We start from the raw sequence: 1925 nt of genomic DNA on the forward strand, positions 1-1925 counted from the left end.
ATCATGAAAAGGCCGTCTGAAACTGATTATTTCGTTTCAGACGGCCTTTTTTTGTTTTAATAAATAATGTTTTTTCCGTAACTCTCTAATATTTCTTTGATTTTCAAAATGGTTTCTTTAGGCGGCGGATGTACGCCTTTTAATTTGTATTCGTCGCCGCACAAAGCCCATTTGTGGGCGCCCAATTCGTGATACGGCAAAAGCTCGACCATTTCGACATTATCCATATCACCGATAAACTCGCCCAATAAATGCGCTGAACGCTCATCATCAGTGTAGCCTGGAACAACCACATAACGTACACGCGTCGGCTGATTGCGTTCGGCAAGATAGCGCGCGAATTTCAGCGTTTTGGTATTAGGGATACCGACAAGCACTTTATGAATTTCAGGATCGATTTGTTTTAAGTCGAGCATGACTAAATTGGTATGATCGAGCAAATCATCCAAAATCGAGTCATAGTGCAAAGCATAGCCATTGCTGTCGAGACAGGTATGGATATCGTGTTCCCGACAGGCCGTAAACCAATCGCGCACAAATTCATATTGCAATAACGGCTCGCCGCCGGTTGCCGTTACGCCTCCTCCTGTCGCGCGTAAATAATGGCGATAGGTCATAACCTGCTTCATCACGGTTGCCACATCCAATTCCTGCGCCTGCTCGGTATGCAAATCCCAAGTATCGCGATTATGGCAATACAGGCAGCGCATCAGGCAACCTTGCAAAAAGAGCACGTAGCGCAAACCCGGACCATCGACAGCGCCGCAAGATTCAATAGAATGAATAATGCCTTTGCCGTTATAGTGACGGTGGCCAAGGTTTTTCAGTTCCGGCTCGGGGATAATGGCAAAAGTCGTGGACATAGTGTTCGGCTCAAAAATGTTTTTGCTTATGTGGATTGTACGATAATAAAGGCCGTCTGAACATTTCAGACGGCCTTGGAGCTTTGTTTCAAAACAAACCAAATGCAAATTTAGCTTCCGGTTTGTTTTTCCACCCGAATTACATGGTTTCTGTGAATGTACGGGTAATCACGTCAAGCTGTTGTTCGCGGGTCAGCGAGTTGAAGCGAACCGCATAACCGGACACACGAATGGTCAACTGCGGATATTTCTCCGGATGGTGCATCGCATCTTCCAAAGTCTCGCGATTCAATACGTTGACGTTCAAGTGTTGACCGCCTTCCAAAATACCGTCTTCATGGTGGAAATAACCGTCCATCAAACCGGCAAGGTTACGTTCGCGAGAATGCTCGTCTTTACCCAACGCGCCAGGAATAATGGAGAAGGTATAGGAAATACCGTCTTTGGCAAACTCAAATGGCAGTTTGGCTACGGAAGTCAATGAAGCGACTGCACCGTTGACGTCACGGCCGTGCATTGGGTTTGCACCCGGACCAAACGGAGCGCCTGCACGGCGGCCGTCTGGAGTATTACCGGTTTTCTTACCGTAAACAACGTTGGAAGTAATGGTCAACACAGACTGAGTCGGAGTGGCATTGCGGTAAGTTTTGTGGGTAGCCACTTTTTTCATGAAGCGTTCCACCAAGTCGCAGGCGATGTCGTCCACACGGTCGTCGTTGTTACCAAATTGTGGGTATTCGCCTTCAATTTCGAAGTCAACGGCAATGCCATTTTCATCACGAATCGGTTTTACTTTGGCGTATTTAATGGCAGACAAAGAGTCGGCAGCCACAGACAGACCGGCAATACCGCAAGCCATCGTACGGATCACATCACGGTCATGCAATGCCATCAATGCAGCTTCGTAGCTGTATTTGTCGTGCATGTAGTGAATGATGTTCAGCGCGGTAACGTATTGGGTTGCCAACCAATCCATGAATTTGTCCATGCGCTCAAAGACAGTGTCGTAGTCCAAAACTTCGTCCATAATCGGCTCGGTTTTCGGACCAACTTGCTCTTTAG

2 protein-coding genes are annotated in these 1925 nt (G+C 47.2%); both read right to left on the reverse strand.

Annotated features, from left to right (window positions below):
* Positions 1–56: 56 nt before the first annotated feature.
* The gene (pflA, locus tag ACTHUM_RS12565) at positions 57–863 is read right to left on the reverse strand and encodes a pyruvate formate lyase 1-activating protein (protein WP_107791856.1); all 807 of its coding nucleotides are present in this window, start codon (positions 861–863) and stop codon (positions 57–59) included.
* 139 nt (positions 864–1002) lie between these two features.
* A partial coding sequence (locus tag ACTHUM_RS12570; protein WP_440403014.1) for a pyruvate formate lyase family protein occupies positions 1003–1925 on the reverse strand: 923 nt, incomplete at its 5' end.

The organism is Neisseria sp. P0021.S006 (assembly GCF_051956895.1).

What these genes read in the sequence shown, in the direction of transcription:
- pflA (WP_107791856.1), bottom strand. Translation starts at nt 863, where the DNA reads ATGTCCACGACTTTTGCCATTATCCCCGAGCCGGAACTGAAAAACCTT.